The sequence below is a fragment of the Mesorhizobium sp. M1169 genome, assembly GCF_040318345.1.
Classification (GTDB): Bacteria; Pseudomonadota; Alphaproteobacteria; order Rhizobiales; family Rhizobiaceae; genus Mesorhizobium.
Genome location: NZ_JAMYME010000035.1, coordinates 32,699 through 57,982 on the forward strand (window position 1 = coordinate 32,699; position 25,284 = coordinate 57,982).

28 protein-coding genes and 4 pseudogenes are annotated in these 25,284 nt (G+C 61.1%); 22 read left to right on the plus strand and 10 right to left on the minus strand.

Annotated features, from left to right (window positions below):
- The first annotated feature begins 93 nt into the window (after nucleotides 1–93).
- Nucleotides 94–324: a hypothetical protein gene (locus tag NKH41_RS26145; RefSeq protein ID WP_352773005.1), complete on the plus strand. Its 231-nt coding sequence runs from the start codon at nucleotides 94–96 to the stop codon at nucleotides 322–324.
- A 15-nt stretch (nucleotides 325–339) separates the two neighbouring features.
- A pseudogene (locus NKH41_RS26150) lies at nucleotides 340–632 on the plus strand (GSU2403 family nucleotidyltransferase fold protein).
- Nucleotides 633–859: 227 nt separating this feature from the next.
- Here NKH41_RS26150 and NKH41_RS26155 read toward each other — a convergent pair.
- Both NKH41_RS26155 and NKH41_RS26160 read right to left on the minus strand, forming a co-directional pair.
- Nucleotides 860–1,246, minus strand: a complete 387-nt coding sequence (locus NKH41_RS26155; RefSeq protein ID WP_352773002.1) for a type II toxin-antitoxin system VapC family toxin — start codon at nucleotides 1,244–1,246, stop codon at nucleotides 860–862.
- Nucleotides 1,246–1,503: a type II toxin-antitoxin system VapB family antitoxin gene (locus tag NKH41_RS26160; protein WP_352773000.1), complete on the minus strand. Its 258-nt coding sequence runs from the start codon at nucleotides 1,501–1,503 to the stop codon at nucleotides 1,246–1,248. Before NKH41_RS26160 ends, NKH41_RS26155 begins: the two co-directional genes overlap by 1 nt.
- A gap of 517 nt (nucleotides 1,504–2,020) precedes the next feature.
- Here NKH41_RS26160 and trbB point away from each other — a divergent pair.
- The 14 genes and pseudogenes from trbB to NKH41_RS26230 all read left to right on the plus strand — a co-directional run.
- Complete coding sequence (trbB, locus tag NKH41_RS26165; RefSeq protein WP_352772998.1) at nucleotides 2,021–3,031, plus strand: P-type conjugative transfer ATPase TrbB; 1,011 nt, start codon at nucleotides 2,021–2,023, stop codon at nucleotides 3,029–3,031.
- Between the two features lie 74 nt (nucleotides 3,032–3,105).
- Nucleotides 3,106–3,369, plus strand: coding sequence for a TrbC/VirB2 family type IV secretion system protein (locus NKH41_RS26170; RefSeq protein WP_352612738.1), 264 nt, complete (start codon nucleotides 3,106–3,108; stop codon nucleotides 3,367–3,369).
- A complete protein-coding gene (locus NKH41_RS26175) occupies nucleotides 3,369–3,632 on the plus strand; it encodes a VirB3 family type IV secretion system protein (protein ID WP_352772995.1) in 264 nt (87 codons plus the stop codon). The genes NKH41_RS26170 and NKH41_RS26175 overlap by 1 nt, the downstream gene beginning before the upstream one ends.
- A gap of 11 nt (nucleotides 3,633–3,643) precedes the next feature.
- Nucleotides 3,644–6,151 (plus strand): conjugal transfer protein TrbE, encoded by a 2,508-nt coding sequence (gene trbE, locus NKH41_RS26180; protein WP_352780629.1) that lies wholly within the window; start codon nucleotides 3,644–3,646, stop codon nucleotides 6,149–6,151.
- Nucleotides 6,148–6,897: a P-type conjugative transfer protein TrbJ gene (gene trbJ / locus NKH41_RS26185; RefSeq protein WP_502895759.1), complete on the plus strand. Its 750-nt coding sequence runs from the start codon at nucleotides 6,148–6,150 to the stop codon at nucleotides 6,895–6,897. The genes trbE and trbJ overlap by 4 nt, the downstream gene beginning before the upstream one ends.
- 12 nt (nucleotides 6,898–6,909) lie before the next feature.
- Nucleotides 6,910–7,278, plus strand: a complete 369-nt coding sequence (gene trbK-alt, locus NKH41_RS26190) for a putative entry exclusion protein TrbK-alt (RefSeq protein WP_352772992.1) — start codon at nucleotides 6,910–6,912, stop codon at nucleotides 7,276–7,278.
- Nucleotides 7,275–8,645, plus strand: coding sequence for a P-type conjugative transfer protein TrbL (gene trbL, locus NKH41_RS26195; protein ID WP_352772991.1), 1,371 nt, complete (start codon nucleotides 7,275–7,277; stop codon nucleotides 8,643–8,645). The genes trbK-alt and trbL overlap by 4 nt, the downstream gene beginning before the upstream one ends.
- The gene (gene trbF / locus NKH41_RS26200; RefSeq protein ID WP_352612605.1) at nucleotides 8,642–9,328 is read left to right on the plus strand and encodes a conjugal transfer protein TrbF; all 687 of its coding nucleotides are present in this window, start codon (nucleotides 8,642–8,644) and stop codon (nucleotides 9,326–9,328) included. Before trbL ends, trbF begins: the two co-directional genes overlap by 4 nt.
- On the plus strand, nucleotides 9,325–10,389 hold the full coding sequence (trbG, locus tag NKH41_RS26205) for a P-type conjugative transfer protein TrbG (RefSeq protein ID WP_502906051.1): 1,065 nt from the start codon (nucleotides 9,325–9,327) through the stop codon (nucleotides 10,387–10,389). Before trbF ends, trbG begins: the two co-directional genes overlap by 4 nt.
- Nucleotides 10,386–11,600 carry a TraB/TrbI/VirB10 family type IV secretion system protein gene (locus NKH41_RS26210; RefSeq protein WP_352934590.1) on the plus strand — a complete coding sequence of 405 codons (1,215 nt, stop codon included), beginning with the start codon at nucleotides 10,386–10,388 and terminating at the stop codon, nucleotides 11,598–11,600. The genes trbG and NKH41_RS26210 overlap by 4 nt, the downstream gene beginning before the upstream one ends.
- A complete protein-coding gene (locus tag NKH41_RS26215; RefSeq protein WP_502906052.1) occupies nucleotides 11,597–11,758 on the plus strand; it encodes a DUF2274 domain-containing protein in 162 nt (53 codons plus the stop codon). The genes NKH41_RS26210 and NKH41_RS26215 overlap by 4 nt, the downstream gene beginning before the upstream one ends.
- A gap of 35 nt (nucleotides 11,759–11,793) precedes the next feature.
- The gene (locus tag NKH41_RS26220; protein ID WP_502906053.1) at nucleotides 11,794–12,033 is read left to right on the plus strand and encodes a DUF2274 domain-containing protein; all 240 of its coding nucleotides are present in this window, start codon (nucleotides 11,794–11,796) and stop codon (nucleotides 12,031–12,033) included.
- Nucleotides 12,034–12,281: 248 nt separating this feature from the next.
- Nucleotides 12,282–12,534 (plus strand): annotated as a pseudogene (locus NKH41_RS26225) (histidine kinase); the annotation flags it as partial.
- Nucleotides 12,532–12,858 (plus strand): annotated as a pseudogene (locus NKH41_RS26230) (adenylate/guanylate cyclase domain-containing protein); the annotation flags it as partial. The pseudogenes NKH41_RS26225 and NKH41_RS26230, both read left to right, overlap by 3 nt.
- 82 nt (nucleotides 12,859–12,940) lie before the next feature.
- On the opposite strand, the gene NKH41_RS26235 reads toward NKH41_RS26230, so the two are convergent.
- The gene (locus NKH41_RS26235; protein WP_352871043.1) at nucleotides 12,941–14,107 is read right to left on the minus strand and encodes an ATP-binding protein; all 1,167 of its coding nucleotides are present in this window, start codon (nucleotides 14,105–14,107) and stop codon (nucleotides 12,941–12,943) included.
- Nucleotides 14,108–14,527: 420 nt separating this feature from the next.
- Between NKH41_RS26235 and NKH41_RS26240 the strand changes: the two genes are divergently transcribed.
- Together NKH41_RS26240 and NKH41_RS26245 are read left to right on the plus strand one after the other, a co-directional pair.
- Nucleotides 14,528–15,508, plus strand: a complete 981-nt coding sequence (locus NKH41_RS26240) for a GHMP family kinase ATP-binding protein (protein WP_352934593.1) — start codon at nucleotides 14,528–14,530, stop codon at nucleotides 15,506–15,508.
- Nucleotides 15,505–16,551: a cysteine synthase family protein gene (locus tag NKH41_RS26245; RefSeq protein WP_352934595.1), complete on the plus strand. Its 1,047-nt coding sequence runs from the start codon at nucleotides 15,505–15,507 to the stop codon at nucleotides 16,549–16,551. Before NKH41_RS26240 ends, NKH41_RS26245 begins: the two co-directional genes overlap by 4 nt.
- 43 nt (nucleotides 16,552–16,594) lie before the next feature.
- Here the strand turns inward: NKH41_RS26245 and NKH41_RS26250 are convergent, their stop codons facing one another.
- The 6 genes and pseudogenes from NKH41_RS26250 to NKH41_RS26275 all read right to left on the minus strand — a co-directional run bounded on the left by NKH41_RS26250 (nucleotide 16,595) and on the right by NKH41_RS26275 (nucleotide 22,246).
- Nucleotides 16,595–17,326, minus strand: a complete 732-nt coding sequence (locus NKH41_RS26250) for an amino acid ABC transporter ATP-binding protein (RefSeq protein WP_352819435.1) — start codon at nucleotides 17,324–17,326, stop codon at nucleotides 16,595–16,597.
- On the minus strand, nucleotides 17,323–17,979 hold the full coding sequence (locus NKH41_RS26255) for an amino acid ABC transporter permease (RefSeq protein ID WP_352542328.1): 657 nt from the start codon (nucleotides 17,977–17,979) through the stop codon (nucleotides 17,323–17,325). The genes NKH41_RS26250 and NKH41_RS26255 overlap by 4 nt, the downstream gene beginning before the upstream one ends.
- Before the next feature lie 107 nt (nucleotides 17,980–18,086).
- Nucleotides 18,087–18,833: a substrate-binding periplasmic protein gene (locus tag NKH41_RS26260; protein WP_352934598.1), complete on the minus strand. Its 747-nt coding sequence runs from the start codon at nucleotides 18,831–18,833 to the stop codon at nucleotides 18,087–18,089.
- A gap of 167 nt (nucleotides 18,834–19,000) precedes the next feature.
- Nucleotides 19,001–20,293: pseudogene (locus NKH41_RS26265) on the minus strand (threonine synthase).
- Nucleotides 20,290–21,483, minus strand: a complete 1,194-nt coding sequence (locus NKH41_RS26270) for a M24 family metallopeptidase (RefSeq protein ID WP_352934601.1) — start codon at nucleotides 21,481–21,483, stop codon at nucleotides 20,290–20,292. The pseudogene NKH41_RS26265 and the gene NKH41_RS26270 overlap by 4 nt, the downstream one beginning before the upstream one ends.
- Entirely contained in the window at nucleotides 21,473–22,246 is a 774-nt protein-coding gene (locus NKH41_RS26275; protein WP_352934603.1) for an IclR family transcriptional regulator, read from the minus strand. The genes NKH41_RS26270 and NKH41_RS26275 overlap by 11 nt, the downstream gene beginning before the upstream one ends.
- Before the next feature lie 146 nt (nucleotides 22,247–22,392).
- Between NKH41_RS26275 and NKH41_RS26280 the strand changes: the two genes are divergently transcribed.
- Nucleotides 22,393–22,671 (plus strand): helix-turn-helix domain-containing protein, encoded by a 279-nt coding sequence (locus tag NKH41_RS26280; protein ID WP_352934619.1) that lies wholly within the window; start codon nucleotides 22,393–22,395, stop codon nucleotides 22,669–22,671.
- Between the two features lie 28 nt (nucleotides 22,672–22,699).
- Here the strand turns inward: NKH41_RS26280 and NKH41_RS26285 are convergent, their stop codons facing one another.
- A complete protein-coding gene (locus NKH41_RS26285; RefSeq protein WP_023679380.1) occupies nucleotides 22,700–22,915 on the minus strand; it encodes a helix-turn-helix domain-containing protein in 216 nt (71 codons plus the stop codon).
- Between the two features lie 130 nt (nucleotides 22,916–23,045).
- On the opposite strand from NKH41_RS26285, the gene NKH41_RS26290 reads away from it, so the two are divergent.
- From NKH41_RS26290 to NKH41_RS26300, 3 genes are all read left to right on the plus strand, one after another.
- Nucleotides 23,046–23,795 carry an autoinducer binding domain-containing protein gene (locus NKH41_RS26290; protein WP_352685964.1) on the plus strand — a complete coding sequence of 250 codons (750 nt, stop codon included), beginning with the start codon at nucleotides 23,046–23,048 and terminating at the stop codon, nucleotides 23,793–23,795.
- Nucleotides 23,796–23,868: 73 nt separating this feature from the next.
- Nucleotides 23,869–24,501 (plus strand): acyl-homoserine-lactone synthase, encoded by a 633-nt coding sequence (locus tag NKH41_RS26295; protein ID WP_352934605.1) that lies wholly within the window; start codon nucleotides 23,869–23,871, stop codon nucleotides 24,499–24,501.
- Between the two features lie 179 nt (nucleotides 24,502–24,680).
- Entirely contained in the window at nucleotides 24,681–24,908 is a 228-nt protein-coding gene (locus NKH41_RS26300) for a hypothetical protein (RefSeq protein ID WP_352934608.1), read from the plus strand.
- Nucleotides 24,909–25,284: the final 376 nt, after the last annotated feature.

A 25,284-nucleotide genomic window follows, 5' to 3' on the forward strand; every position in this document is an offset into this window, starting at 1 on the left:
TCATAGCAGAGGAACAACCGCACTCGCATCCGTTCGGCACCGCCAGAACCCTCGGGCTGAATGTCTCTTCGGTGCCGCAAATGGAGATGTTGCATGGCTCGATCCGTAGAGCACGTTTTCAAAGACCATCTGAGGCTGCGTTCCGCCGGCGATCTCGAGCAGAATCTCAGGCACAGTTATGCCGACGTCGTCCTCTTGGCCGCGAATCCGAATCTGGTGGGCCATGATGCCGCGCGCGTGTCGTCCAAACACCTGCGCGGCCAATTGCCCGAACGTGAGTTCAAGTACCTCTCAAAACAGGTTCGCCGTCCCACACACTGCTGATCTGGTCTGGCATAATTGGAAAACGCCCCTGCTTTCGAAGCAATCGCCATCGATGAAAAAGGCGGACCGTTACGGCTCGTGGTTCCCGATCCGCGTATTTTTGCTGCTCACAATTCTGGGTCTCAAAACGAGCTGATCGCGAGCCAGTCAAGCGCGGTCGTGACTTGGCCCAAGCGCAAGTGATTGTCCCGCTGTCGACGCAGTATCTCGAGCATCTCACCCACCAAGCAAGCGAGCTTCGGGCCCTCCCAAGGGCTGTTTTCGACGAGGCCCATCATCTATTGGTGCAGCCAGCGTCGCGGCCGTGAATGTCTGAGTTACAAGTTGGCCGGCTGGATTGGCCCTCAACTTCCAACCCATCCAAGACGCGGCCCAGCAGCGCCAGATCGGAAGGACGAAAGACGCCAGCTTGCTTTGCTTTTGGACCAAGTTGGCATGAGGCCCCTTGATGCAGGCCCAGCCGACAGGGCCGAAACTAATTGGGCGCTATTACAGGTTCAAGCCGGAGACAGCCGATCATCTTACAATCTCGTGCTCATGCCGGATCGATATCCGTTTGGCCGAAGTCTTTGACGATGAAAAGCAGCGGTTCGTCTGCACGCTTTGCCAAAGCATAGGAGAGGCAATCGGCAAAATTCAGCGCCGCCGGGTGGTGGCCCTTGCCGTAGGTCAGCCAGCCCTGGGTCGCAAGATCAACCAATTCGGAGTCGACAGGAATGATGTCGGCCTCGATTTTGCGCAGCCAAAGATCGATCTCAGCCAACGCGTGTTCGCCGCGCCTGCTGACCAGCACCATGCGTGCCTCGAGCACGCAGGTTGCCGGGATCAGACGGATTGGGTCGGAGACCAGCGCTCGTTCCAGCCTTGCTGCCTCAGGCTCGCTCCGAAGGATCGCTACAACAGCTGAGGTATCGATCACCATCAGGTAGGGATTCCATGCTCGTCATACCCGATGATCTCCTCGTCGCTGCGACTATCCAGTTCAGGCAATCGTGCCACTCTTTCTCGGATGGCGTGCAATTCTGCCAGCAGACGCTCCTGAGCGGTCTCTCCAAAGCCCAAGCGGTGCAAGCGCTCGCTAAGGGCCTGATGAATGGCTGCTGTCTTACTGATACCCTGGCGGCGTGCGAGTTCATCGGCGAGAGCAACGGTGGCTGGATTTTTGATGTTCAGGGACACGAGAAGCTCCAAAAATCTACCTTTCTGGCAATTTCTACCACAGTTCTCTAGGTTCTTCAACATACCTGCTAGCCTCGCCTACCCGCGCCGGATTGACCACGACAATCGCCAGGCCGACGTCTGCCAAGCGGCGACCGCAGTCTCCCGAAGCTGCCTGTCGACTCCAATCCGACGACGGCCGGCGAGGAACTCTACCGGGGCCGCGGTAAAGAGCGCTCCGGCAGCGGTCCATAGAGCGTGAAAGCAGTCCCTTCATCCTGTCAGACGCACCTAACGAGGCGCTGATCCTCCGTCGCGATGCCACCTCTTGAATATAGCCGCCTGTTCTGCTGGAGCGGCGATGGCCAGTCGAGCACCGGGTTGCTGAGCTGTCGCGGTCGCGGCACCGCATTTCGCAAGTCTCTGCACGTCATGTCACGATCGCCGGTTTTGCTTGTTGCAAGGCCGGCGCTCCTGCCTTTTCTAATGATCCCCGACCGCGGCAAGAACCAGTTCGTGGCGAGAAACGGGGACCCGCATGGCGACCAACTATCATGCCAGTAAGGGAGCGGTATCGCGCGGCGCGCGCATGCTGCGCACCGCCCTCGGCCCGGCGGTCGCAGGCTTCCTTGACGATCCAGCCATTGTCGAGGTGATGCTCAATCCCGACGGTCGCCTGTGGGTTGACCGTCTCAGCGAAGGACTCGCTGCAAGCAATGAAACACTGATCGCGGCAGACGGCGAACGGATCGTCAGGCTGGTCGCGCACCATGTCGGTGCGGAGGTGCATTCGGGCTCGCCGCGCGTTTCGGCTGAACTGCCCGGGACCGGTGAACGGTTCGAGGGCCTTTTGCCGCCTGTCGTCACGGCACCAACATTCGCCATCCGCAAGCCGGCAGTCGCGGTGTTTACGCTTCAAGACTATGTCGCTGCCGGCATCATGACCGACGGCCAGGCTGACGTCCTGCAGCTTGCCGTGGAGACACGCAAGAACGTGCTGGTGGCCGGCGGTACATCGACGGGCAAGACCACGCTCGTCAACGCGCTTTTGGCGGAGGTGGCTAAAACCGCCGAGCGCGTCGTGCTGATCGAGGACACACGTGAGTTGCAGTGTGCTGCGCCCAATCTTGTAGCGCTGCGCACAAAGGATGGTGTCGCCTCGCTGTCCGATCTGGTGAAGTCGTCGTTGCGGCTTCGGCCCGACCGCATCCCGATAGGCGAGGTACGGGGCGCCGAAGCGCTCGATTTGCTGAAGGCCTGGGGCACCGGCCATCCCGGCGGCATCGGCACCATTCACGCCAATTCTGCCATTGGCGCACTGCAGCGACTGGAACAGCTCGTGCAGGAGGCCGTCGTCACGGTCCCGCGCGCACTGATTGCGGAAACCATAGACATCATCGCGGTTCTCGCTGGTCGTGGCTCAGCGCGCCGGCTCGTCGAGATCGCCTTGGTCGACGGGCTCGATGCGGCCACCGGCGACTACCGCACCCTCGAATGTCGAGACCACTCCGATCGTGAATCCCCACTCTGCCATGGAGCTTCAGAATGAACCAGATCCGCTTCACTCCACCGGCTATCCGCAAGCTTGCCGTGGAGCTGTCGTATGCGACGACCGCCGCGATCATGACGATTGAGCCAGCCCACGCTGCCGGTTCCTCCATGCCCTGGGAGGAGCCCCTTCAGCAGATTCTCGAATCGATCGAGGGGCCAGTCGCCAAGATCGTGGCGGTGATCATCATTATCGTCACCGGCTTGTCGCTCGCTTTCGGTGACACATCGGGCGGATTTCGCCGGCTGATTCAGATCGTCTTCGGGCTGTCGATCGCTTTCGCGGCAAGTTCGTTCTTCCTGTCCTTTTTCTCCTTCGGCGGCGGGGCGCTGATCTGATGGAGGAGGAAGTCCGTGGCTTTTTCGCGCCGGTGCATCGCGCGCTTACTGAACCGATCCTGCTCGGCGGCGCGCCGCGCGCGGTCGCTATCGCCAACGGCACGCTGGCAGGCGCGGTCGGGTTGGGTCTTCGTCTGTGGATCGCGGGGCTCGTCATCTGGGCGGTCGGGCATCTCGCCGCCGTCTGGGCGGCAAAGCGCGATGCGCAGTTCGTCGACGTGGTTCGCCGGCACCTGCGCTATCCCTCGCATTTCGGCTATTGAGGTTTTTCGCCGTGATGAACCTCGCGGAATATCGAAACAAGAGCGCCAGCCTCGTCGACTATCTGCCTTGGGCCGCCCTGGTGGCGCCGGGCGTGGTGCTCAACAAGGACGGCAGTTTTCAAAGAACGGCGCGTTTTCGCGGGCCGGACCTGGACTCCGCCACGCCGGCGGAGCTGGTCGGCACGACCGCGCGGCTCAATGGCGCGCTGCGCCGGCTCGGCTCCGGCTGGGCGATCTTTGTCGAAGCGCAGCGCAATCCTGCCAGCGGCTATCCCGACAGCCGCTTCCCGGATTGCGCATCCACACTTCTCGACATCGAGCGGCGCGAACAGTTCGAAGGGTCCGGCGTGCTGTTTGAAAGCAGCTACTTTCTCACCTTCGTGTGGCTGCCTCCGGCCGAGGAAGCGTCGCGAATGGAGAGCTTGCTGTACGAAGGCCGGCAAAAGACCGGCGTCGATCCTTGGGAGCTCCTGAAGAGTTATGTCGATCGCACGGACCGCGTGCTCAACCTCATCGAAGGTTTCGTTCCCGAAGCTGACTGGCTCGATGATGCCGAGACGCTGAGTTACCTGCACTCAGCCGTTTCGACCAAGCGGCATCGCGTTCGCGTGCCGGAAACGCCGATGCATCTCGATGGCTTGCTTGTCGATCAGCCGTTAGCCGGCGGGTTAGAGCCGAGGCTTGGCGATGCGCATCTGCGCACACTCACCATCACCGGGTTTCCGAACATGACCTTCCCGGGGATTCTCGACGACCTTAATCGCCTTGCTTTCCCCTACCGCTGGTCCACGCGGGCGATCATGCTCGACAAGACCGACGCGACGAAGCTGGTGACGAAGATTCGTCGCCAGTGGTTCGCCAAACGCAAATCGATCGCCGCAATCTTGAAGGAGGTGATGACCAACGAGGCGTCAGTCCTCGTTGATACGGACGCCGCCAACAAGGCGGCCGATGCGGACGCGGCCCTGCAGGATCTCGGTTCAGATCAGATCGGCGAAGCCTATGTCACCGCCTCCGTGACGGTCTGGGATGCCGATCCGTCGATCGCCGACGAAAAGCTGCGCCTGGTCGAAAAGGTCATTCAGGGCAGGGATTTCACTTGCATCGCCGAAAGCGTCAACGCGGTCGAGGCTTGGCTCGGCAGCATCCCCGGCCACGTCTACGCCAATGTCCGCCAGCCGCCGATCTCGACTCTGAACCTCGCCCACATGATTCCACTTTCGGCGGTCTGGGCTGGACCGACTGAGGACGAGCATTTTGGCGCCCCGCCGCTGTTCTTCGCCAGAACGGAAGGCGCCACACCGTTCCGGTTCAGCCTTCACGTCGGCGATGTCGGCCACACCCTCGTCATCGGCCCGACCGGTGCCGGCAAGTCGGTCCTGTTGGCGATGATCGCGCTGCAGTTCCGACGTTACGAGCACAGCCAGGTTTTTGCCTTCGACTTCGGCGGCTCAATCCGCGCGGCCATGCTCGCCATGCATGGCGATTGGCATGATCTCGGAAGAAATGCCGGAACTGGGCAGGGGGCTGACGATCCGTTGCCCTTGCTCACTTTAGCCGATCTGTCGGACGACGTTCATACCGTTTCGCTACAGCCGCTCGCCCATATTCATCATACGCCAGAGCGAGCCTGGGCGGCCGACTGGCTTGTCGACATCCTTCTGCGCGAAGGCGTGTCCATCACGCCGCAGGTAAAGGAACATCTGTGGTCGGCGTTGACGTCGCTGGCCTCTGCGCCCGTCCACGAACGGACGCTGACTGGCCTGTCCGTATTGCTGCAATCTTCGCCGCTGAAGCAGGCGCTCCTTCCCTACTGCATCGGTGGCCGTTATGGCGGCCTGCTAGATGCCGAGCACGAGCGGCTGGGCGAGGCTTCGGTCCAGGCGTTCGAAACCGAAGGCCTGATCGGCACAGGTGCAGCGCCCGCCGTGCTCGCCTATCTGTTCCACCGCATCGAGCAGAGGATGGACGGACGGCCGACACTGCTGCTCATCGACGAGGGCTGGCTCGCGCTCGACGACGGCGGTTTCGCTGACCAGTTGCGCGAATGGCTGAAGACGCTGAGGAAGAAGAACGCCAGCGTGGTCTTCGCCACCCAGTCGCTTTCGGACATCGACGGATCGCCAATCGCACCGGCAATCGTCGAAAGCTGCCCGACGCGGCTGTTCTTGCCGAACGAGCGCGCCGTCGAGCCGCAGATCACAGAGATCTATCGACGCTTTGGTCTCAACGATCGCCAGATCGAGATCGTCGCCCGAGCGACACCGAAGCGCGACTATTATTGTCAAAGCCGCCGCGGCAACCGCCTGTTCGAGCTGGGGCTTGGTCCGATCGCGCTGGCGCTCTGCGCCGCATCGTCCAAATCGGACCAGGCCGCGATCGACCGGACAATCGCCGAGGCGGGGCGAGACCATTTCGTCGAGGCCTGGCTTACGAACCGTGGTCTCTCCTGGGCGGCAGACCTCATTGCCAATCTCACTGGCGTGATCGACCAATCCACAAAGGAGCTTCCCTCATGAATTCCGTTCTTGCAGGTCGCCGTATCCGTCGCATGGCGGCAGCCGGCGCAATGGTCGTCGCGACGGCGCTGTCATCGGCACCGGCATCGGCACTGATCGTGTTCGACCCAAAGAACTACGCCGAGAACCTGCTTTCGGCATCGCGTGCGCTGGAGCAGATCCACAATCAGATCAGCTCGCTTCAGAACGAAGCGCAGATGCTGATCAACCAGGCGAAGAATCTCACCTCCCTGCCAACCTCGCTGCTTGGACAGATCGAGGCCAATTTTTCCGAGATGAAGAGCCTGCTCGGCGAGGCCGACAAGCTGGCCTATAGCGTCCAGGAGATCGAGAGCCAGTTTACCTCCGCTTACGAGAATTTCGGTTCGAAACTCTCCAGCCAGCAGCTTGTCGAGGGCGCGCGTCAACGCTGGCAGACCTCGGTGTCGGCCTTTGAGCATTCGCTGAAGGCGGGCGCTGTCGCGGTCGACAACAGCGCCGCGACACAAGAGCAGACGAGTGCGCTGGTTGGTGCCAGCCAGTCCGCGGTCGGCGTGCTGCAGGCGACGCAGGCCGGCAACCAGCTTCTTGCCGTGCAGGCCAAGCAAGTTGCCGACCTCACCGCGATGCTGGCGGCACAAGGACGAGCCGAAGCCCTTGAGCAGGCGAGGCGGGCGGCCGCACAGGAGCAGGCGCGGGAACAGTTCAGCCGTTTCATGACGGGCAGCAGCTACAGCGCGTCATCCGTAAAAATGTTCCACGACTGAGGCGAAGACCGCATGAATCTCAAGATCGCCGCCCGGATAACAGCCGTTCTTGCCCTTGGCGCCGCCATGACCGCCGCCTCCATGGCGCTGCGCGGCGGCGGCTCGCAGGACGCGTCCTCCCCGCGCTCCGCATATCCGGGCGGTGAGCCGGCAAGTGTCGAGCTTGCCCGATGCCGGGACATCGGCATGGCGGCGATCGATGACGACGCCTGCAGGAAAGCCTGGGCGGAAGGCCGCCGACGCTTCCTGCGGCCATCCCGCCCGATCATGCCAAACGTGGCTCCGTCGATCGAAAAGGACCCGACCCGGCTGCCGCCGCTCCAACCGCCAACGCCGCCTTTCGCGGAAGACCGGCCCTATCCCGAAACGGTGGCGCCATGAACGACACCGGCGTCATCGACCGCTTCCTCGAGACTTTCACTCGCTACATCGATTCCGGCTTTGGTCTGCTCGGTGGGGAAGTTGCGTTTCTCACTTCGACCCTGATTGTGATCGACATCACACTGGCCGGCCTGTTCTGGGCATGGGGTGCTGATGAAGACGTGCTGCACCGACTGGTGAAGAAGACGCTCTATATCGGCTTCTTTGCCTTCATCATCGGCAACTTCAACCGTCTTGCCGGGATCGTCTTCGAGAGCTTTTCCGGGCTCGGCCTGAAGGCTGGAGGCTCGGCACTTTCAGGCTCGGCATTGCTGCAGCCGGGCCGCGTGGCGCAAGTCGGCATCGATGCCGGCAATCCGATCCTCGAGGCCGCCAGCCAGCTGATGGGCTACGTATCGTTCTTCGAGAATTTCGTCCAGATCGTAGTGCTGATGATCGCCTGGGCGATCGTACTGATTGCGTTCTTTCTTCTGGCCGTCCAGATCTTCGTCACGCTGGTCGAATTCAAGCTGACGACGCTTGCCGGGTTTGTGCTGATACCCTTTGCGCTGTTCAACCGGACCGCCTTCCTTGCCGAAAAAGTGCTCGGCAACATCGTTGCCTCCGGCGTGAAGATACTGGTCCTTGCCGTCATCGTCGGCATCGGCTCGGGCCTGTTCGGCGAGTTCACCCAAGGCTTCGGCGCCGAACAGCCCACAATCACGGATGCGCTGTCGCTTGTCCTGGGCGCTCTGTCGCTGATGGGACTGTCGATCTTCGGTCCCGGCATTGCGACGGGGCTGGTCTCCGGTGCCCCGCAACTGGGCGCAGGTGCCGCTGTTGGCACGAGCCTCGTCGCTGGCGGCCTTGGCGTGGCTGGCGCTATGGGTGCTCGCGCCGGATTGAGCGGCGCGGCAGGCGCACTCAATGGCAGTGCGCGTATGTCGGCAGCAGCCGCACGCCGCGGCGCGCATCTGGCCGGCAGCACTTCGGCCGCCTGGGAACTTGGCGCAGCGACATCTGGAAGAGGTGGTGCAGGCTCGGTCGCCGCCGGCGTGGCGGGTGTCGCCAGGGCCGGTGCCAGCGCTGCCGTTCGACCGGTGAAGCAGGCCATGTCGCGCGCGGCGTCGGCGCTGTCCGACAGCTATGAGGCCGGCCGCTTTGCGGCTTGGAGTGCGACGAGTGGAGAGCGATCGTCGGGAACGGCTTCCTCGGGTGACTGGTCGACCTCCGAAACCAGTTCCGACGCCCCGCCCGCATGGGCAAAACGAATGAAGCGTAGCCAGGTCATGAGCCATGGCGCCAGCGTCGCCGCGCATTCAGTTCACTCGAGTGATGATGGGGGCGGCTCGATGAATGTTTCCCTCGATCAGGACGACCGCCGATGACCCCCCTTAGACGCCCTTTCGTTCGTTACGCAAAAACGCCCCACCCCGAGACGCCATATCAGCGTGCAGCCCAGATTTGGGACGAGCGCATCGGCTCGGCTCGCGTCCAGGCGAGAAACTGGCGGCTGATGGCCTTCGGCTCTCTCGTCCTGGCCGGCGGTTTTGCATCCGCATTGGTGTGGCAGTCAACGCGCGGCTCAGTGGTTCCCTGGGTGGTGGAGGTCGACAAGTTCGGTGAAGCGCAGGTTGTCGCGCCGGCCGTTGCCGACTATCGGCCGACCGATCCGCAGGTCGCCTGGCATCTGGCCCGCTTCATCGAACAGGTCAGAAGCATTCCGGCCGACCCGGTCATCGTCCGCCAAAACTGGCTGCGAGCCTACGACTACACCACAGACCGCGGCGCCATTTCCCTTAATGATTACGCCCGGTTGAACGACCCTTTTGCCAAATTGGGCAAACTCCAGATCGCCATCGAGGTTTCCAGCGTCATCCGTGCTACCCCCGATTCGTTTCGCGTCGCCTGGGTCGAGCGCCGTTACGAGAATGGCAACCTGGCCGGCACCGAGCGTTGGACCGCAATCCTCACAATCGTGATTCAGCAACCCCGCGACGCTGACCGGCTCAAAGCCAATCCGCTTGGCGTCTATGTCAACGCCATCAGCTGGTCGAAGGAGTTTTCATGATGCGTGCAGCACCAACAAGAACGTCGGCGAGACCGGTCACGCACAATGCGCCCGAGGCACGTAGGCTTGCCCTGGCACTGCTGTCGGCAACGGCGCTCGCCGGCTGTGCATCGAAGAAATACATTCCGCCGGAAATCGCCTACGACGATGCGGTGCCTGCGGTGCGCAGGGTCGAGCCGCCTGGTCCGGTCAAAGTGGTGGAAGTGCCGAAAGCGCTTCCGCTGCCTGGTCAGTTGAAACCAGTCGACGCTACGAAGGTGAAGCCGGAGCCGACCGATCCGAAGCAGCGTATCAGCCAGGCGAACGAGGCAGCGAGGATGCAGCCGGTTCGCGACGGGTTCGTCAATGCCATCCAGCTCTATCCTTGGAGTGAGGGCGCGCTCTACCAGATCTATGCCGCGCCCGGCCAGGTCACCGACATCGCCTTGCAACCCGGCGAGCAGCTTGTCGGCTCCGGGCCTGTGGCCGCCGGCGACACGGTGCGCTGGATCATCGGCGATACGCAAAGTGGGGCAGGGGAGCGCCAGCAGGTCCATATCCTTGTGAAGCCGACACGGCCGGATCTGCAGACCAATCTCGTCATCAACAGCGACCGCCGCACCTATCATCTCGAGCTGCGCTCGACCGAAAAGACCTACATGGCTTCGGTCTCCTGGCAGTACCCGCAGGACCAGCTGATTGCGCTGCGGCGCCAGAACGCGCAGGCTTCCGCCGCACAGCCGGTCGCGTCCGGCGTCGACATCCAGAAACTGAATTTTCGCTATCGCATCGAAGGCGACATGGCGCCCTGGCGGCCGCTTCGCGCCTTCGATGACGGTGCAAAAGTCTACATCGAGTTCCCGTCGGGCATAGGGCAAGGTGAAATGCCGCCGCTCTTTGTCATCGGCCCATCGGGCGGCTCGGAGCTGGTCAACTACCGTGCTCGCCAGAACTACTACGTCGTTGATCGGCTGTTTGCCGCCGCTGAATTGAGGCTCGGCGACAAAACAAGCGAAAAGCGCGTCCGCATCGTGCGCACGGACGGCAAACGAACCTCGCCCAGCACGAGGCTGTTCCGATGAGCGACCCTGCAAATGCACCCAACCAGGACATTCGAGCGGAACTGCGCCTTCGGCCCGAACCGGCCAGGGTCACGCGACTGTCGCGCAAGGTGCTGATAGGCGTTGGTGGAGTTGCCAGCGCTGCGATCCTCGGCACGTTGATTTGGGCGCTCGACACCAGACAGCGCGGAACCGAACAGCCGCCCGAGCTCTTCACCACCGAAAACCGCTCAACGGCCGACGGGCTACAGAAGCTGCCGAAGGACTATGCAGGTGTTCCGCAACTCGGCCCCGCGCTGCCTGGCGATTTGGGCCGGCCGATCTTGCGTGCGCAGGAGCGCGGCCAGCCGATTGGGGCGTCCAACGTCAGTGGACCGCGCGCCGATCCGGAGGAGCAGCGCCGACTGGCCGAGATCGAGGCCGCACGCGTGGCGAAGCTCTTCACCGATACGAACACGAGACCTGGTCCCACACGACAGGATACTGGCGGCAGAGTCATAGAACCGGACACCCAATCTGGTCTGACTCCGCCGCTTGGGCCGCCACCGATCAATCCTGGCGCCGCGCAAAACGTGCAGGATCGCAAGCTGGCCTTCGTCAATGCCGAGCCAGACCGTCGCACAGTCAGCCCCGATCGGCTCGCCGCGAAGGCCTCGGCCTATGTGGTTCAAGCCGGCAGCGTCATTCCAGCCGCCCTTATCACCGGCATCCGCTCCGACCTGCCCGGCGAGATCACCGCTCAGGTCACGGAAAATGTCTACGACAGCCCGACAGGATCCCATCTCCTGATCCCGCAGGGTGCGAGGCTGATCGGCCAGTACGACAGCCACGTCGCCTTCGGCCAGTCGCGCGTGCTGCTGGTCTGGAACCGGCTGATCATGCCTGACGGCACCTCGATCGTCCTGGAGCGCCAGCAGGGCGCAGACGCTGAAGGATTTTCTGGGCTTGAGGACGAGGTCGACCCTCATTGGGGCCAGATGTTCCGGGCCGCAGCACTCTCGACATTACTGGGCATTGGGACATCGCTTGGGTCCAGCGACGACGAAAGCGAAATCGCCAAGGCCATCCGCGAAAGCGCGCAGGATTCGGCCTCCGATATTGGCCAGCAGCTCGTGCGCAATCAGCTCAATGTCCAGCCTACGCTCACCGTGCGGCCCGGTTTCCCGGTTCGCGTGATTGTCAATCGCGACCTTGTTCTTGTGCCGTATGGTGCGCCGAAGGATCCGTCATGACCAAGTTGAAACGCTCCGCCATTCCCGATGACTGTCCGATCAAGGTCACGGTCGAACTGCCCGGCGCCGTTCATCGCGATCGCGTCGCCTACGCAGATTATCTGAACAGTCAACATGTCCTTGTCTCACAAGCAGGAGGTGAACAATGCCAGATCTAAGGCTGGGTCGGCTGCCGAAGGTTGGCGTCGTCCGCATGACCATCATCCTGCCGGAGCCTCTCAAGGAGGAACTCGATCAGTATGCGGCGGAGCACAGCCGGCTCTACGAACCCGTGGACACCGCTGCCCTGATTCCGCACATGCTGGAAGCGTTCGTCGGGTCGGATCGCGGCTGGCGCAGCCGTAAGGCGAAGACCGGCCGTGCCCGTCAACGAGCGGCGTCTCCAGCCAGCAGCACGACGCGAAGCGGTGGTGAAGGTGATGGCTCCGCCTGAAGCTGTCCTGGTGGCTTTACCCTAAGCGAAATGCCGGTTCTCACCTAAGCGGAAGCTCGCTTGCTCCGGGCCAATTCACGGCCGTCACCCGAAGCCGTCATCCAGTTGGTCGAGGCTTTGGGTTGGCAATTGGGTGGTAAGGGCCGTTCGGCGGAGATGGGTGACACACGCCAGGGACGCTTCGGAACAGATGGCGAATGTTTCGTTCCCTCCTTCCCTGAGCTTCGAAGTTTGTCGCTGTCTCCCCGGCTGGCAACGAAGCTCGGGTGCGTGTGACTGCGCCAGAGCCCTCGTGCGCATCCGCAAATCGCTTCCGGACGCCTGGGAAGCACAGATCATCGAAAACGTCTTGCTGGATCCGCAGAGAGCGAAGGGAGCCTACACGGCGTCACAGAGGCGGATGGACGCCGGTCATTTCGAATTCTGCTGCCCGAATACTATACTGGCTCGTGTCTTTCCAGTCACGGCGAGCCGAAGGGCGAGATCGACGTGACAGGCCATGCCGACAGGATCGTGGCACTGGGGAAATCCATGCTGGACGCGTTGAAGCCCTTAGCTTGGGGCAACGATAGTTTTCGGATCCGCATTGGCGTGCACACGGGACCGGTGATCGCGGGCCTGATCGGCCGTTATCGGTTCGTCTACGACCTCTGGGGCGAGACCGTGAATATTTCAAGCCGGCTCGAGTCCCAGGGCGTGGCCGACCGCATGCAGATCTCCGAGGCAACCAAGCAGGCCCTGTGCACCTCCTGGGAGCTCGAACCGCGCTGTAATGTAGAACTGGCAGGTGTCGGCAGGATTGAAACCTATCTCGTTCAACACTGATCGGAACAATCTCTGGCTGCCCTTAGGGAATTTCGCGAAGCGATGCTCTGCTGCTGACGCGATGAATGCCACGGCTATCGTATCATGCTTGACCAAGCAGCGCCCGGCCTAAGTCCTGTAGGGGCATCGCTTCGACGCCATGCTGGAGTGGAAAGTGCTCCGAGCCCGGGAAAACCACGATGCGCCGCACCGGAGCAAGATCCTCGCAGGCCTGATGAAAACCCTTTTCCACCTTCGGCGCCAGGCTACGCTTCACTTCGATGGCCCAGAGGCGTTGGCCCGGCAACGTGAGCAGCAGGTCGATCTCCGCGCCCGCGGCTGTTCGGTAGAAATTGCTGAGCGTGCCGGCGGGGGCGGCGGCGGTGAGGGTTTCGATCACAAACCCTTCCCAAGAGGCGCCGGCCACTGGGTGCCCAAGCACGTCTTCGTGCGTGGCGAGACCAAGCAGCGCATGGGTGATGCCGCTGTCGCGGACATAGACGCGTGGGGATTTAACCAAGCGCTTGCCGACGTTGGCATGCCAGGGTTCCAGCCGGCGAACCAGCAGGAGATCGACGAGTAGGTCAAGATACGACGCGACTGTCTTGCCGTCGACGCCGAGCGCGCGGGCGAACTCGGCGGCGTTGAGCAGGCCAGCTTGGTGGTGCGCCAGCATGGTCCAGAAGCGGCGCAGCGTCTCGGCTGGGACGCGCGGACCGAGGAGAGGGATGTCGCGTTCCAAATAGGTGCGGATGAAATCCAGCCGCCACCGCAGGCTGGCGCGGTCACTGGCGGCCAGAAAGCTGTCGGGGAAGCCGCCGCGTACCCATAGCGGCCCAAGGTCGGCGGCGCCGACCTCGAGACCGTCGATGGGATGCATTTCGAGATAGGCAATGCGCCCTGCAAGGGTCTCGCCTGACTGCCTCAGGAGATCGATCGACGCCGAACCTAAGAGCAGGAAGCGGCCGGCTTTGCGACCGCTACGTCGACCGCGGTCGATCAGCCCGCGCAGGTTCTGAAACAGGTTCGGTAGCCGGTGGACCTCGTCGAGGATAACCAGCTTGTCCTGATGTTCGGCCAAATAAAGCTCCGGCTCGGCAAGCCGTGCGCGGTCGGCGTCCGACTCGAGGTCGAGGTAGATCGAAGGACGCCGTTCGGCTAGTTCCAGCGCTAGGGTCGTCTTGCCAACCTGACGCGGCCCGAGCAGCGCCACAGCGGGCATGCTGTCCAGCATCTCGGTGAGTTCAGTGCTGATGCGACGTTCAATCATCCTTGCAATTATGGAGTATAGTTCCAGTTTTGCAAGGACAACCGGGCGGAGCCGGGCAAGACGCGCAGAGGCAAAGGGCATTAAAAGCGGCGACGCCTGAGTGAGATTGGCCCGGAACAGATTCCGCCGATGCTGACTCGGTTCGCCACAATAAACAGAACATTCGCCGACGCACGACGGACTCTGAAACCGGGTTGATTGTCCGACCATGACGGTCGGATACCTGTCAGGACGAATACCGATCCAGCAGGAACGCGACGAAGATGGGGAAGGTGAGGTTGGCGTTGTCGGAGCGCCAACGGGCTATAGGAGGCCCGAATTAGTGGGGCAATGTTGTCTGGCACTACTAAGATTTGGCGAGTGACAGCACGGGTCAGTCGCACGCATCATCGTCCAATGCCATGGTGAGGAGATGATGCGGTGACACCAAAGGGTACGCTCAGGTCCGGCCACCGGACAAACCCGAGCAACGTCAACAACGAGAATATCGTGCTGCCTCTGGCGGTAGGCGTCGGACGGGCGCACGCCCATCACGGGGAATTCCTCCAAGGCGTGTTTGAAGGGGAAAACGGAAGGCTTTGTCGCGGGCTCGTAACCCTGCCGCTCACGTCGCAAGAATCGCTAGCGACTTTCTGGCCGCATGAACAAATTGGGATTCGACCGCGGCCTGCAAACCGGACCAAGGCGGCGCGCGCGGCAGCCCTCACGCTCGAGCATATCGGAGTAGCTGAAGGAGGTGGAGAACTTACGATCGAAAGCCCTATCATGATAGGGCATGGCTATGGTTCCTCGACCGCCGACGTCATTGCGGCGATTCGTGCGGTGGCAGCCGCAGCGGGCCTCACGCTGCGCCAGTCAACGATTGCGCGACTGGCGGTGGCCGCGGAAGGCGCAAGCGACGCCATTGCCTACGGCGACCAACCTCTCCTCTTCGCCCACCGGGAAGGCCGTACGATCGAACACTTCGGTGGCGAGTTCCCGCCCCTTCTCCTGGTAGGTTTCAGGGACGGCAGTGCCCGGCCGATCGATACGCTGAGCATGCCACGGGCACGCTACGATGGTGAGGAAATCGGGCTGTTCCGTGTTCTGCGGGGACTGGCGAACCACTCCATCCGGCAACAAGATCCCCGCTTGCTTGGACGTGTCGCAACCATCAGCGCCAGTATCAGCCAGAGGCATTTGCCGAAGGCATCCTTCAATACCGTTTTGGATATAGCACGGGCGCATGACGCGTGCGGTGTGCAGGTGGCCCACAGTGGCACGTTGATCGGCATCCTTCTGGATGCCAACGCACCCAGGGCGGGCATGCGCGCTGCTGAGCTCGCAAGGCAGGTGAGCGGCGCAGGCCTCCAAGGCGTCCATACGTTTGCCCTTAACGCTGAAACGGGGCTAATCCAGTGAGCGCGGCGCAAGACTATTTACGCGCCTACGAGACGCCGCGTTTTGCCCAACTCGCACCTAACCTCAATGCCGCCTGCTTTTCCCTTATGAAGCTGATGCCCGCCCGATTCATGGTCGATCAGGCGGAAGCGTCAGGGCGCCTCAGGCGGGAAGGTCACATAATCGAAACGACGTCGGGCACATTCGGCCTGGCCATCGCCATGCTGGCTGCGGCTCGTGGCTATGCGCTTACACTTGTCACGGCCTCCACCCTCATCGACCTGAAACTCAGGCGACGACTGGAACAGCTTGGTGCCAAAGTCATGGCCATCGACGATCCTCAAGGAGACGGCAATCAGCGCGGTCGGCTCCAGTATCTTCAGCAGACGCTGCAAGATAGCCCGGGCACGTATTGGCCTCGGCAATACGACAGTCCGGAAAACCGCCTGGCCTACGCGCGCCTGGCCGACCTCGTTGTTCGATCATTCGGCCGTATCGATTGCCTCGTCGGCTGCGTGGGCACTGGGGGATCGCTTTGTGGAACCGGAGGCTTCCTTCGTGAGCTCTTTCCTGATCTCAGGATGATTGCAGTCGATACCCACAGAAGCATGCTCTTTGGCCAGCCTGTCGGACGTCGCATGTTGCGCGGGCTGGGCAACAGTGTTTTGCCGGAAAATGTTCGTCATGAGATGATCGACGATATTCATTGGGTGGGGGCATTGCCGGCCTACGCAATGGCGCATGGGCTGTTTCGCGATCACGGGCTCTTCATGGGGCCGACCAGCGGCGCCGCAGCCTTGGTCGGCGCCTGGTTCGCCAGGCAAAATCCGGAAGCCTCCACCGTCGTGATAATGCCAGATGAAGGGCACCGTCATTCAGATACAGTCTACAACCCCGACTGGCTCGCCGGTTTGAAGGATTGGCCAATCTCAATTCCTCCTGAACCAACTGTTCTCACGCAAATTCATCCGGCCGAAGAGACGGCATGGACGAGATTCCCTTGGAACCGCAGAACTTTAAACGCCGTGGTCGCGGGGGCGGACGGCTTGGTCCCTACGCAGTGACAGGTCCGAATTCAGAGTTGGACGCGACAAACCAGCGCGCGAGTCACACGGGGTGCATAACCCGATGAAGAAAGTCCTTAGTGCGTTCGTGTCTCGGATTTCGAAGCAGTTCCTTGGCCGGACCTTGCTCAACGATCCGGCCGCCGTCGAGAAAGAGGACGCTGTCGGAAACCTCGCGGGCGAACTGAATTTCGTGCGTAACCACGAGCATGGTCATGTTCTCGTATGCGAGCGCGCGCATGACCTGCAGGACCTCGCCGACCGTTTCCGGGTCAAGTGCGGAGGTGGGCTCGTCGAAAAGAATGGCCTGTGGGCGCATCGCCAGGGCACGGGCGATGGCCACGCGCTGCTGTTGACCCCCCGACAATGACGCGGGATAGGCATTCGTCTTGTCGGCCAACCCGACGCGATTGAGCAATGCCGTGGCCCGCTCCCGGACCTGGTTCCTATTTTCCTTCAGCACGTAGAGCGGCCCTTCCATGACATTTTCCAGGGCTGTGCGGTGCGGAAACAGGTTGAAACGTTGGAAAACCATGGAAACGCGGGTGCAGATGGCGTGAACCTGGGGCGAGGCGGCATCGACCACGGTGCCGTCGATGCTGATGCGACCGCGCTGATAGGTCTCAAGCCCGTTCACACATCGCAGAAGCGTCGATTTGCCGGAACCCGAGGGCCCAATCAGACATACGACCTGTCCTTTGGCGATCTCGGCGTTGATCCCCTTGAGGACTTCGTGGGAGCCGAAGGACTTGTGCACGTTTTCAAAGGTGATCATCCCGCCGCCCCAAGATAGCTTTCGATTCTACGCATAAACAGGTTCAGCGGAACCGTCAGGCACAGGTAAAGCAGTGCCACCAAGGTAAAAACTGTCATGTTGTCGAATGTGGACGACGCAAGCATCTTGCCCTGCATGGTCAACTCCTGAACCGAAATCACCGAGACAAGCGAGGAGTCCTTCAGCAGCATGACCATATTGTTGGCGTAAGGCGGCAGGATGATCTTGAATGCCTGCGGCAGCACGACGCGGCGCATCATCAACGGACGCTTCATGCCGATCGATTTTGCCGCTTCGACCTGACCCTTATCGACCGCCTCGATGCCAGCCCGGAAGGTTTCCCCGAGATAGCAGGAGTGCGCCAGCCCCAGCCCGATCGTGCCAGCCTGGAGCGCAGTCAGGTTGATGCCGATCTCGGGCGCGACGAAGTAGATATAAAAGAGAACCACCAACAATGGTATGCCGCGCACGAAGTCGACAAGGAGCCGCGTCGGCACGGCGAGACAGCGTATCCCCGATGTCCTGAACAGCGCCCAGACAAGGCCGAGCGCCGTCGCAAGACACAGCGCAAGAAGGGTTATCATGACGGTCAGCCAAACGCCGTTAAGAAGAAGCGGCAGATATTCCGTTGCATGCGCGATGAATTTGGTCATGGCCGGCTTCCTCTTGGCACGTACCCCGGCCGTCAAAGCCGGTCATTCCGATGCGATCCTTTGGTCCTGCCAGCCGGCGCTTCTGTCGAGGTCAGTGCGGGTCGGCCTCAAAGGCCATATTTGGCAAATATTCGGCTTAATTCGCCGCTTTCCTTCAGCTTGGCGATGGAGGCATTCACCTTTTCGAGAAGCAGTGGATTTTCCTTGGCAACCGCCAACGCGACCTCGCCTTTTTTCATCGGCTGATAGCCGTCGACGAGGCGAACACCCAGCTCGGGATTCTTTGAAAGCTGATATGCGACGATCGGGGCGTCACCGAAACCGGCCTTGATGCGGCCCAGAACCACATCGCGCATCATGTCAGCGATTGAGTCGTAGAGCTTGACTTGACCGAAGACGCCAAGCGCTTCCAGAGCATCAGCGTAGGTCGAGCCGATCTGCGCCCCGACGGTCGCACCTGTGAGTTCCTCGATCGTGTAGTTTTTGCTATCGCCGGCAGCAACAAACATCGCCTCGCCATAGGCGTAAACCGGCGTGCTGAAATCGATTACCTGCTTTCGTTTGTCCGTTATGAACATGCTGGCGGAAATCAGATTGATTTTGTCGGTCGTCAATGCCGGGATCAGGGCTGGAAAAGCGTTTATTTGAAAATCGGCGGTCGTGCCAAGGCTCGCGGCAATCGCACTTGCCAGATCGACCATCGCGCCTGTCGGCTTTTGGGTTGCGGTGTCGACAAACGTGAACGGCACTCCGGTTGGCGTGACGCCGACTCTGAGCGTTTCCTCAGCCATCGTCTGAGTTGCCATTGCGACACTGAGGGCTGCGAGCCAGCCGATGAGCGTTTTGCGAAGCATGAACATTCCCCTTACATCATGTTTGAATCGAGATTCCGCTCGCTAAGCGAGTTGAATTTGCCTCTCCTGGATAGCTTTTAGGAAGTCGCAATACCGTCCAATGGTGGACGAGATCATCAATCGATCAGAAAAAATCGCATCCGTTCATGATCGCCTCTATCTTCTCTTCAGGACATCTTGGTCGCGCGCCGTTCAAGTGAGGGCGTGAAATAGTCACGGCCCTCGGCAACGTATTCCCACGCTTCGGCAACTGACTGAAACGATGGTTGTGCTTTGTTCGGACCGGTCGAACGATCCAAATCCTTGAGGCCGCTCGCTGTCACGATGGCAACGACGCTGTCCGACCGCGCGATGGTGCCTTCTCGCCTCAAGGATTCGATAGCTGCAAATGGCGTCACCGAGGCAAGCTCGGCAAAAACGCCCTCGGTGGCCGCAAGCTGCTGCTGCATCGCTATCAAGCCGATATTGCCGACCGGCATTGCCGTGCCGCCAGATTCACGCAGGGCGTTGAGCGCCTGAAACGTGCTTCGTGTGGTGCCGATCGAGATGGCAAGCGTGTCGAAGCTTGCGGGGACTTCGGCAACCAGATCTCCCTTGCCGGCAAGGGCTCTGGCCAAAGATCCATGCACTTCCGCCGCCACGAGTCTCGGCAACCGCTCGATCTTGCCTTGGCTGAGAAGATCCTTGAATCCGGCCCACAGCCCGGCAAGCGCGTCCCCGTAGCAAACAGGCAAGGCGCACCAGTCCGGCACTGCACCGTGCATTTGTTCGACGATTTCGTAAGCCAGGGTCTTCTAGCCCTCGATCCCGACAGGATGACTGCCCACCACGGGAGTGTGAAACGGTGATGTTGCAAACCATCCGAGGCGCTCGGTGCCAGCGGCAAGCAATGGCCAGCGATGGGACTTGTCGGCCAGGGATACGACGCTTGCGCCGTATTTGCGGATCTGCGCCAACATTGCGCCGGCGGTGCCTGAGAATGTGACAACGACGCATTTCAGGCCCGCCCGTGCAGCATAGGCGGCAAGTGAGGCCCCGGCGTTCCCCGACGAAGCAGTCGCCACCACGCGTGCGCCACTCAAACGTGCCATCGACACCGCCACGGTCGAGAAGCGGTCCTTGTGGGACCAGGTAGGGTTTGCGCCCTCGTCCTTGATAAGCAGCTTGGGGACGCCGAGCTGCTTTCCCAGCTTCTCGGCGCTCAGCAACGGCGTCAGGCCCTCGCCCAAGGAGATTGCATCGCTGAGTCCACAAGGAAGCATGTCGGCATAGCGCCAGAGCGAGGGCAGGGCGGCACCCGCTGCGGAAGCGGCCGATGTAGCTCCGGACGGATCGTAGACGACCTTAAGATTGGCCGGTGCTTCGGCACAGCATTTCGGGCAGCCGCGCGAGTCGATTTTGGTATCGATCCGGAACGAGGCGCCGCATCGAATACAGGAAAACCCTGCCGCGCGGCTCATAACGGCACCCGCGTGATTGCATCGTGCGTCTGCGTCAGCCGCTCCACTCCGCGCTCGCGAACAACCACCATGTCCTCCACCTGGAGTCCCCAGCGGCCGATTTCGTAGTAGGGGGTCTCCACGCACAACACCATTCCTTCTTCAAGGATGTCTGTACTGCGCGCCGAGAGCGTCGGCGCATCATAACCATCAAGGCCGATGCCATGTCCGACGTGATCGCGCTCGTAGTGGGCAATTCCTTCGCGCTTCACCACACGCACGACCGTCTCGAAGAGCTGTGCTGCTGCCATGCCCGGACGGATAATGTCGCACGCATGCTGAACGCCGCGCAGCAGCGCCTGCTGAAGTCGATGCGCCTGCGGCGGCGGCTCGCCCAGCGTGGCGATGCGGGCAATGTCGGCGCGGTAGTGCCGGAACCGGCCACCGACGTCGAAGCGAATGATTTCTCCAGCGCGCAACCTGCGGTCAGACGGCTGGACGTTCATGAGCGCGCTGCGCTCGCCAAAGCCGATGCATCCCAGTACGGGCAGGGCGCCTTCCTCGACCGTCCTGACATGAAAAGCGCGCGCCAGATCTGCTTCGGTGGCGCCTTCCTGAGCAACGCCGAGTGCTGCTTGAATGGAGCGTTCGGCAATCTGGGCAACTTGGCCGAGCCGTTCGATTTCATCTGCCGTTTTTACGGCACGAACCTCGCGAAGCAATGCGGTGGCTGGTAGGAACGACGCATTGGGAAAATGGGCTCTGAGGGTTTCCTGGTATCCTGGCGCGAGCCCCGCCTCGTCTATGCCGATCCGCCCACGGCCGAGCTGGGCCTCTTCCAATGCGGCGACCAAAGCCGCAATGGCATCGCCATGCCTCGGCAGGTCTCGAAGCTGGAGGTGTCGTTCATTGGCGAGGTCCACGGTCGTCGAGGAACCGACATTGGCATAAAAGTCGCCATAGCGCCGAACCTTGCTTACCCAGACTTCCTGATCGGCAACGAGGTCGAGCGTGCTGGAGCTGGCGATGATTTCAGGCGTGCCCTTGTCAGGAGCCGGCCACACCACATAAGCCTGCGGGCCGCGACGGATCCATTGCGGCAGAGCCCAGAAGCCGCTCATATAGGTCACGTTTTCCGGGGCAGTCGCTATAATTGCGTGAAGCCCGGCTGCCGTCATGCATTGTTTCAGGCGCGCTTCGTTAAGCAGCATGATGGGAATCCCGAGCCTGTTTTGCTTCCAGAAAGCCGAGGCCGGTGGAAATGCGCGCCGCAGCCGCCATTACTGCCTCTCCAATCTCAGCGATCTCCACATGCGGTCCCACTGACCGGGGGTAGGCCGCACTTATGGCCGCGATGATTGTGCCTGATGCATCGCGAAGCGGTGCGCCGACCGCAATCAGCCCGGTAAAGTTCTCGTCCAGGGATGTTGTGTAACCAATGGGCTCGGACGCTCTGATTTGAGCAATGAGCTTGTGCGGATCGGTGACTGTGCGTACGGCAACCTGCTCCAGTGGACCTCGGCCAAGAATCCCAATGACCGCCTCGCCGCTCAGCTCCATCAGGAGCGCCTTGCCCAACGCGGTGGAATGCAAGGGGAAGGTCTCGCCAGGTGAAGAACGAATGACGACCGGACTCTTGCTCTGCACGGTCAGGAGATAAATTCCGCAGTTGCCCCGCCTGATACCGAGGAATGCGTTGAAGCACCCTTCGGCGGCCAGCGCCTGCAGTTCGATTTCAGCCAAACCAACCAGGCGATCTCTGCCCAGGACCTTCCGCGCCAGCGCCAGCACGGAGTGACCCAGCCGGTAGCGTCGCGAGTCTGGCGACTGCTCGACATAGCCCTGCTCTGCCAGGGTATTCAGAATTCGCTGCACGGCGGGAGCACTCTGCTCAAGCCGGCGGGCGAGTTCGCGCACCCCGACAGCTTCGTCCGCTTCCTTGAGGACATTGAGAACCGCAAGCCCACGTTCCAACGAAAGATTTCCTGTCACTGGCGTTCCTTATTTCGGAATGGCGTTCCTTAATATGATGAGAAAAGCAGCAATGGCCGCGCCTGTCAATGACGAATGTTCATTATAGTGTGTCGTCCTAAAGTGTGCCCAGCGACGACCATGCCGTCATGGACCTACGGTTCGTTGTCGGCCTCAACGTACAGAGGATTCGGCGCGCACAGGCCCTCTCTCAAGAGGAACTGTCGTTCCGTTCAGGATTCACGCGCGCCTATCTGAGTGGTCTCGAGGCCGGCCGTCGCAATCCCACACTCCTGTCGCTCGCAAAGCTTGCCACCGCATTGAGCGTCGACATCGAGGAGCTGACGAAACGGCCCGGCAAAAACGCCCGAGCCCCAGCTGGTGATTGTGCTGTGGCGCCGCGTGAGCGGCGCAAGGGAAAATCCTGATGCTCTCGGCGGCCTGCTGACCAGCGCATCACGGCGAGTTTCGACGGATGAGCTGCTCCACGTCAACTTGCAATGCCAACGCCAGTACCTCCAGCGTGTCGACGGTCGGTGAGTTTTCCTCCCGCTCGAGCTTGCCGACATAGTTGCGGTCGAGGCCGGCAAGGTCCGCGAGCTGCTCCTGCGACAGGCCGGTGCCCTGGCGAAGCAACCTCAGATTGCGAGCAAAAACAGACCTCAGCCTCATGCGGCGAGGCAGTCAGAACGCGCCCTTTAGTGCCACCTACTATAGTAGTCAAAAGTCATGACGGACGTTGCGGTCGGACCTAAGTTATTTATTTTGTTTTCTTTGTCTCAGTACATTGAAAGGGCCTACAATGGCGGCGGTTCACGGGGGCGTCTTACAGGACCAGCTAATACAAATCTTTGAAGCAACCGCGCAGATTGACCGTGCAACCAGCGCCCCCGAGATCATTCGGCAACTGCGCAAGAGCATCGAATGTCACGGCTACGCAGCCTGTCTCGTCACCGAATTGCCACGCCAGGACACCGGATCACTGGATGGACACATCCTTGTCAACGGTTGGCCGCAGGAATGGTACGATCGCTATATGGCTGCCGGACACTATCGCCATGACCCTTGTGTTGCTGTGTGCCGTGGCGCGATCGGGCCCTTCCTCTGGCGGGACGTCCATCATGGCTTGACGGACCGAAATGCCAGGAGGGTGATGGATGAAGCGAAAGAGTTTGGGCTTTGCGACGGGATCTGTATCCCGATCCAGCCCGCGTTTGGCGATCCGGCCTGTGTAACGGTTGCCGGAAATGAAATTGATTTGGCGCCGACGGTGCGCTGCACCATTCATGCCCTTGCGCGCCATGCCTATTCGGCTGCCGAACGCCTCGTTGATAACTCGCGCAGGCGGCCGAGACAAAAGCTTTCCCAACGAGAGCGTGAAATCCTGCAGTGGGTCGCGGGAGGAAAGACCGCATGGGAGGTTTCCCGCATACTTGGCATCTCGGAAAACACTGTGACGACCCACCTGCGCAACATCAAGCAGAAGCTCAGCACCGCCAACGTCGTGCACGCGATCGTGGAGGCGTTTCGCAGGCACGAAATCGAACTTTGATCCATCCCCAGATCTGGGTATTTCCCGGGCAATCGTCGCGTGGTCGGATGGGGTTCCATCTCGAGGAACCGCAATGATTCAGGTCCATGTCGTCGACGCGTCAAACAGCTTTGCCTATCGAGGGGATCTCGACAGCTACTTCCGCCTGCGGCATGAAATCTATGTCGATGAACGTGGATGGCAGGACCTGAGCCGTCCCGACGGTCGCGAGATCGACGCGTTCGATGCTCCAGAAGCGATTCATCTGCTCGGCATCCAGCCAGGAAGAGGCGTCGTTGCCGGATCCCGTTTCGTGCCGAGCCTTCGGCCCCATCTGATGAGCGAAACCTTTCCGCAACTCGCCGAGGGCGGCGTTCCGCGCCGACCCAATATCTTTGAATGGACCAGGTTCTTCGTGGCGCGGGATCTTCGTGAGCCCGGCCGGCCTTGCCAGGCAGCCGGCGTGATCTACTGCGGAATTTTGGAATTCTGTATCCAGCGACATATCAGCAATCTGACAATCGTGTGCGAGGAGTACTGGTTCGACCGCCTCGCATCGATTGGCTGGAATCCGAAGCAGCTTGGGCCTGCGCTCGCACATGGTGATATGACGATCATCGGTCTGATGGTTGATGTCAGCCCGTCAGCCTTGATCGCGACGCGACAATTCTACCGCATAACGGAGCCTGTGCTTTGGGCCGAAACGCCATTCAAGCGGCTGGCCTGACCGCGGGCCGTCCGCTTTTGGGCGTCACACCTCGAACGAACATGCTGCCTGGCACTCGCAGAGGACGGCGATGTACTATCGCGTGCAAATCGGCTGTCTGCCTCGCGCCATAACAGCCATTCAAAGGCGGAGGTGTCCAAAGACGGGCGCGCGCTCAGGCGGGGCAAGCGGTACCAGCCTTGGCATCGAAATCGAAGACGAAGGTCTGGGAAAAGGACACACCGGATCTTGGAGAGTACGACTTCTCCTTCGATCCAATTTCTTTTTTTGGGCAGTTCACGCCCGAGAGCCTGGTGAAGGCGACGGACACAATTCTTGAGGGCCTGGCCAAATTTCCCGATGCGTCGCTGTTATCGTGCGGACTGGCTTGGGACCCACTGGCCGCATCCTCGCAGGCCTCCACGTGACCGCCAAGGGTCGCGGTGCGGCAGTGCTCGATCGCCATGATGGACAACACAGACATCAAGGCAGGTGAAGCCAAGATCGGCGAGCTGAAGGGCAACATGGACGCGATCAACGCAGCCCGACGAAAGGGCGGCTGTGTTGCCGGCACTCTGTAGGCCGCTCCAACGTTAAAATTGTCGGCTTGCTTCCCGCCCTCGCGACTGCGGAGTGGTCGTTCCATCGATTGACTCGCGTAATGCACAGGCAGTTAATCTCCCCGCAAGGGCAAAAGAGGGGCTATGAAACTGGGAGAAAACGATGACTGTCCAAAAAGAAGACTATCGAACCAACAGAGCCGACTTCGCCATAGCTGCCATGCATAGCCGAGCGACCGCTGAG

Coding starts and splice junctions, on each gene's coding strand:
- trbL (WP_352772991.1), top strand. CDS start 7,275: ATGAACGACACCGGCGTCATCGACCGCTTCCTCGAGACTTTCACTCGC.
- NKH41_RS26285 (WP_023679380.1), bottom strand. CDS start 22,915: ATGAGGCTGAGGTCTGTTTTTGCTCGCAATCTGAGGTTGCTTCGCCAG.
- NKH41_RS26145 (WP_352773005.1), top strand. CDS start 94: ATGGCTCGATCCGTAGAGCACGTTTTCAAAGACCATCTGAGGCTGCGT.
- trbG (WP_502906051.1), top strand. CDS start 9,325: ATGATGCGTGCAGCACCAACAAGAACGTCGGCGAGACCGGTCACGCAC.
- NKH41_RS26220 (WP_502906053.1), top strand. CDS start 11,794: ATGACCATCATCCTGCCGGAGCCTCTCAAGGAGGAACTCGATCAGTAT.
- NKH41_RS26235 (WP_352871043.1), bottom strand. CDS start 14,107: ATGATTGAACGTCGCATCAGCACTGAACTCACCGAGATGCTGGACAGC.
- NKH41_RS26175 (WP_352772995.1), top strand. CDS start 3,369: ATGGAGGAGGAAGTCCGTGGCTTTTTCGCGCCGGTGCATCGCGCGCTT.
- NKH41_RS26215 (WP_502906052.1), top strand. CDS start 11,597: ATGACCAAGTTGAAACGCTCCGCCATTCCCGATGACTGTCCGATCAAG.
- NKH41_RS26270 (WP_352934601.1), bottom strand. CDS start 21,483: ATGCTGCTTAACGAAGCGCGCCTGAAACAATGCATGACGGCAGCCGGG.
- NKH41_RS26170 (WP_352612738.1), top strand. CDS start 3,106: ATGACGATTGAGCCAGCCCACGCTGCCGGTTCCTCCATGCCCTGGGAG.
- trbF (WP_352612605.1), top strand. CDS start 8,642: ATGACCCCCCTTAGACGCCCTTTCGTTCGTTACGCAAAAACGCCCCAC.
- NKH41_RS26210 (WP_352934590.1), top strand. CDS start 10,386: ATGAGCGACCCTGCAAATGCACCCAACCAGGACATTCGAGCGGAACTG.
- NKH41_RS26155 (WP_352773002.1), bottom strand. CDS start 1,246: ATGGTGATCGATACCTCAGCTGTTGTAGCGATCCTTCGGAGCGAGCCT.
- NKH41_RS26280 (WP_352934619.1), top strand. CDS start 22,393: ATGGACCTACGGTTCGTTGTCGGCCTCAACGTACAGAGGATTCGGCGC.
- trbK-alt (WP_352772992.1), top strand. CDS start 6,910: ATGAATCTCAAGATCGCCGCCCGGATAACAGCCGTTCTTGCCCTTGGC.
- NKH41_RS26295 (WP_352934605.1), top strand. CDS start 23,869: ATGATTCAGGTCCATGTCGTCGACGCGTCAAACAGCTTTGCCTATCGA.
- trbB (WP_352772998.1), top strand. CDS start 2,021: ATGGCGACCAACTATCATGCCAGTAAGGGAGCGGTATCGCGCGGCGCG.
- NKH41_RS26260 (WP_352934598.1), bottom strand. CDS start 18,833: ATGCTTCGCAAAACGCTCATCGGCTGGCTCGCAGCCCTCAGTGTCGCA.
- NKH41_RS26255 (WP_352542328.1), bottom strand. CDS start 17,979: ATGACCAAATTCATCGCGCATGCAACGGAATATCTGCCGCTTCTTCTT.
- trbJ (WP_502895759.1), top strand. CDS start 6,148: ATGAATTCCGTTCTTGCAGGTCGCCGTATCCGTCGCATGGCGGCAGCC.
- NKH41_RS26250 (WP_352819435.1), bottom strand. CDS start 17,326: ATGATCACCTTTGAAAACGTGCACAAGTCCTTCGGCTCCCACGAAGTC.
- NKH41_RS26290 (WP_352685964.1), top strand. CDS start 23,046: ATGGCGGCGGTTCACGGGGGCGTCTTACAGGACCAGCTAATACAAATC.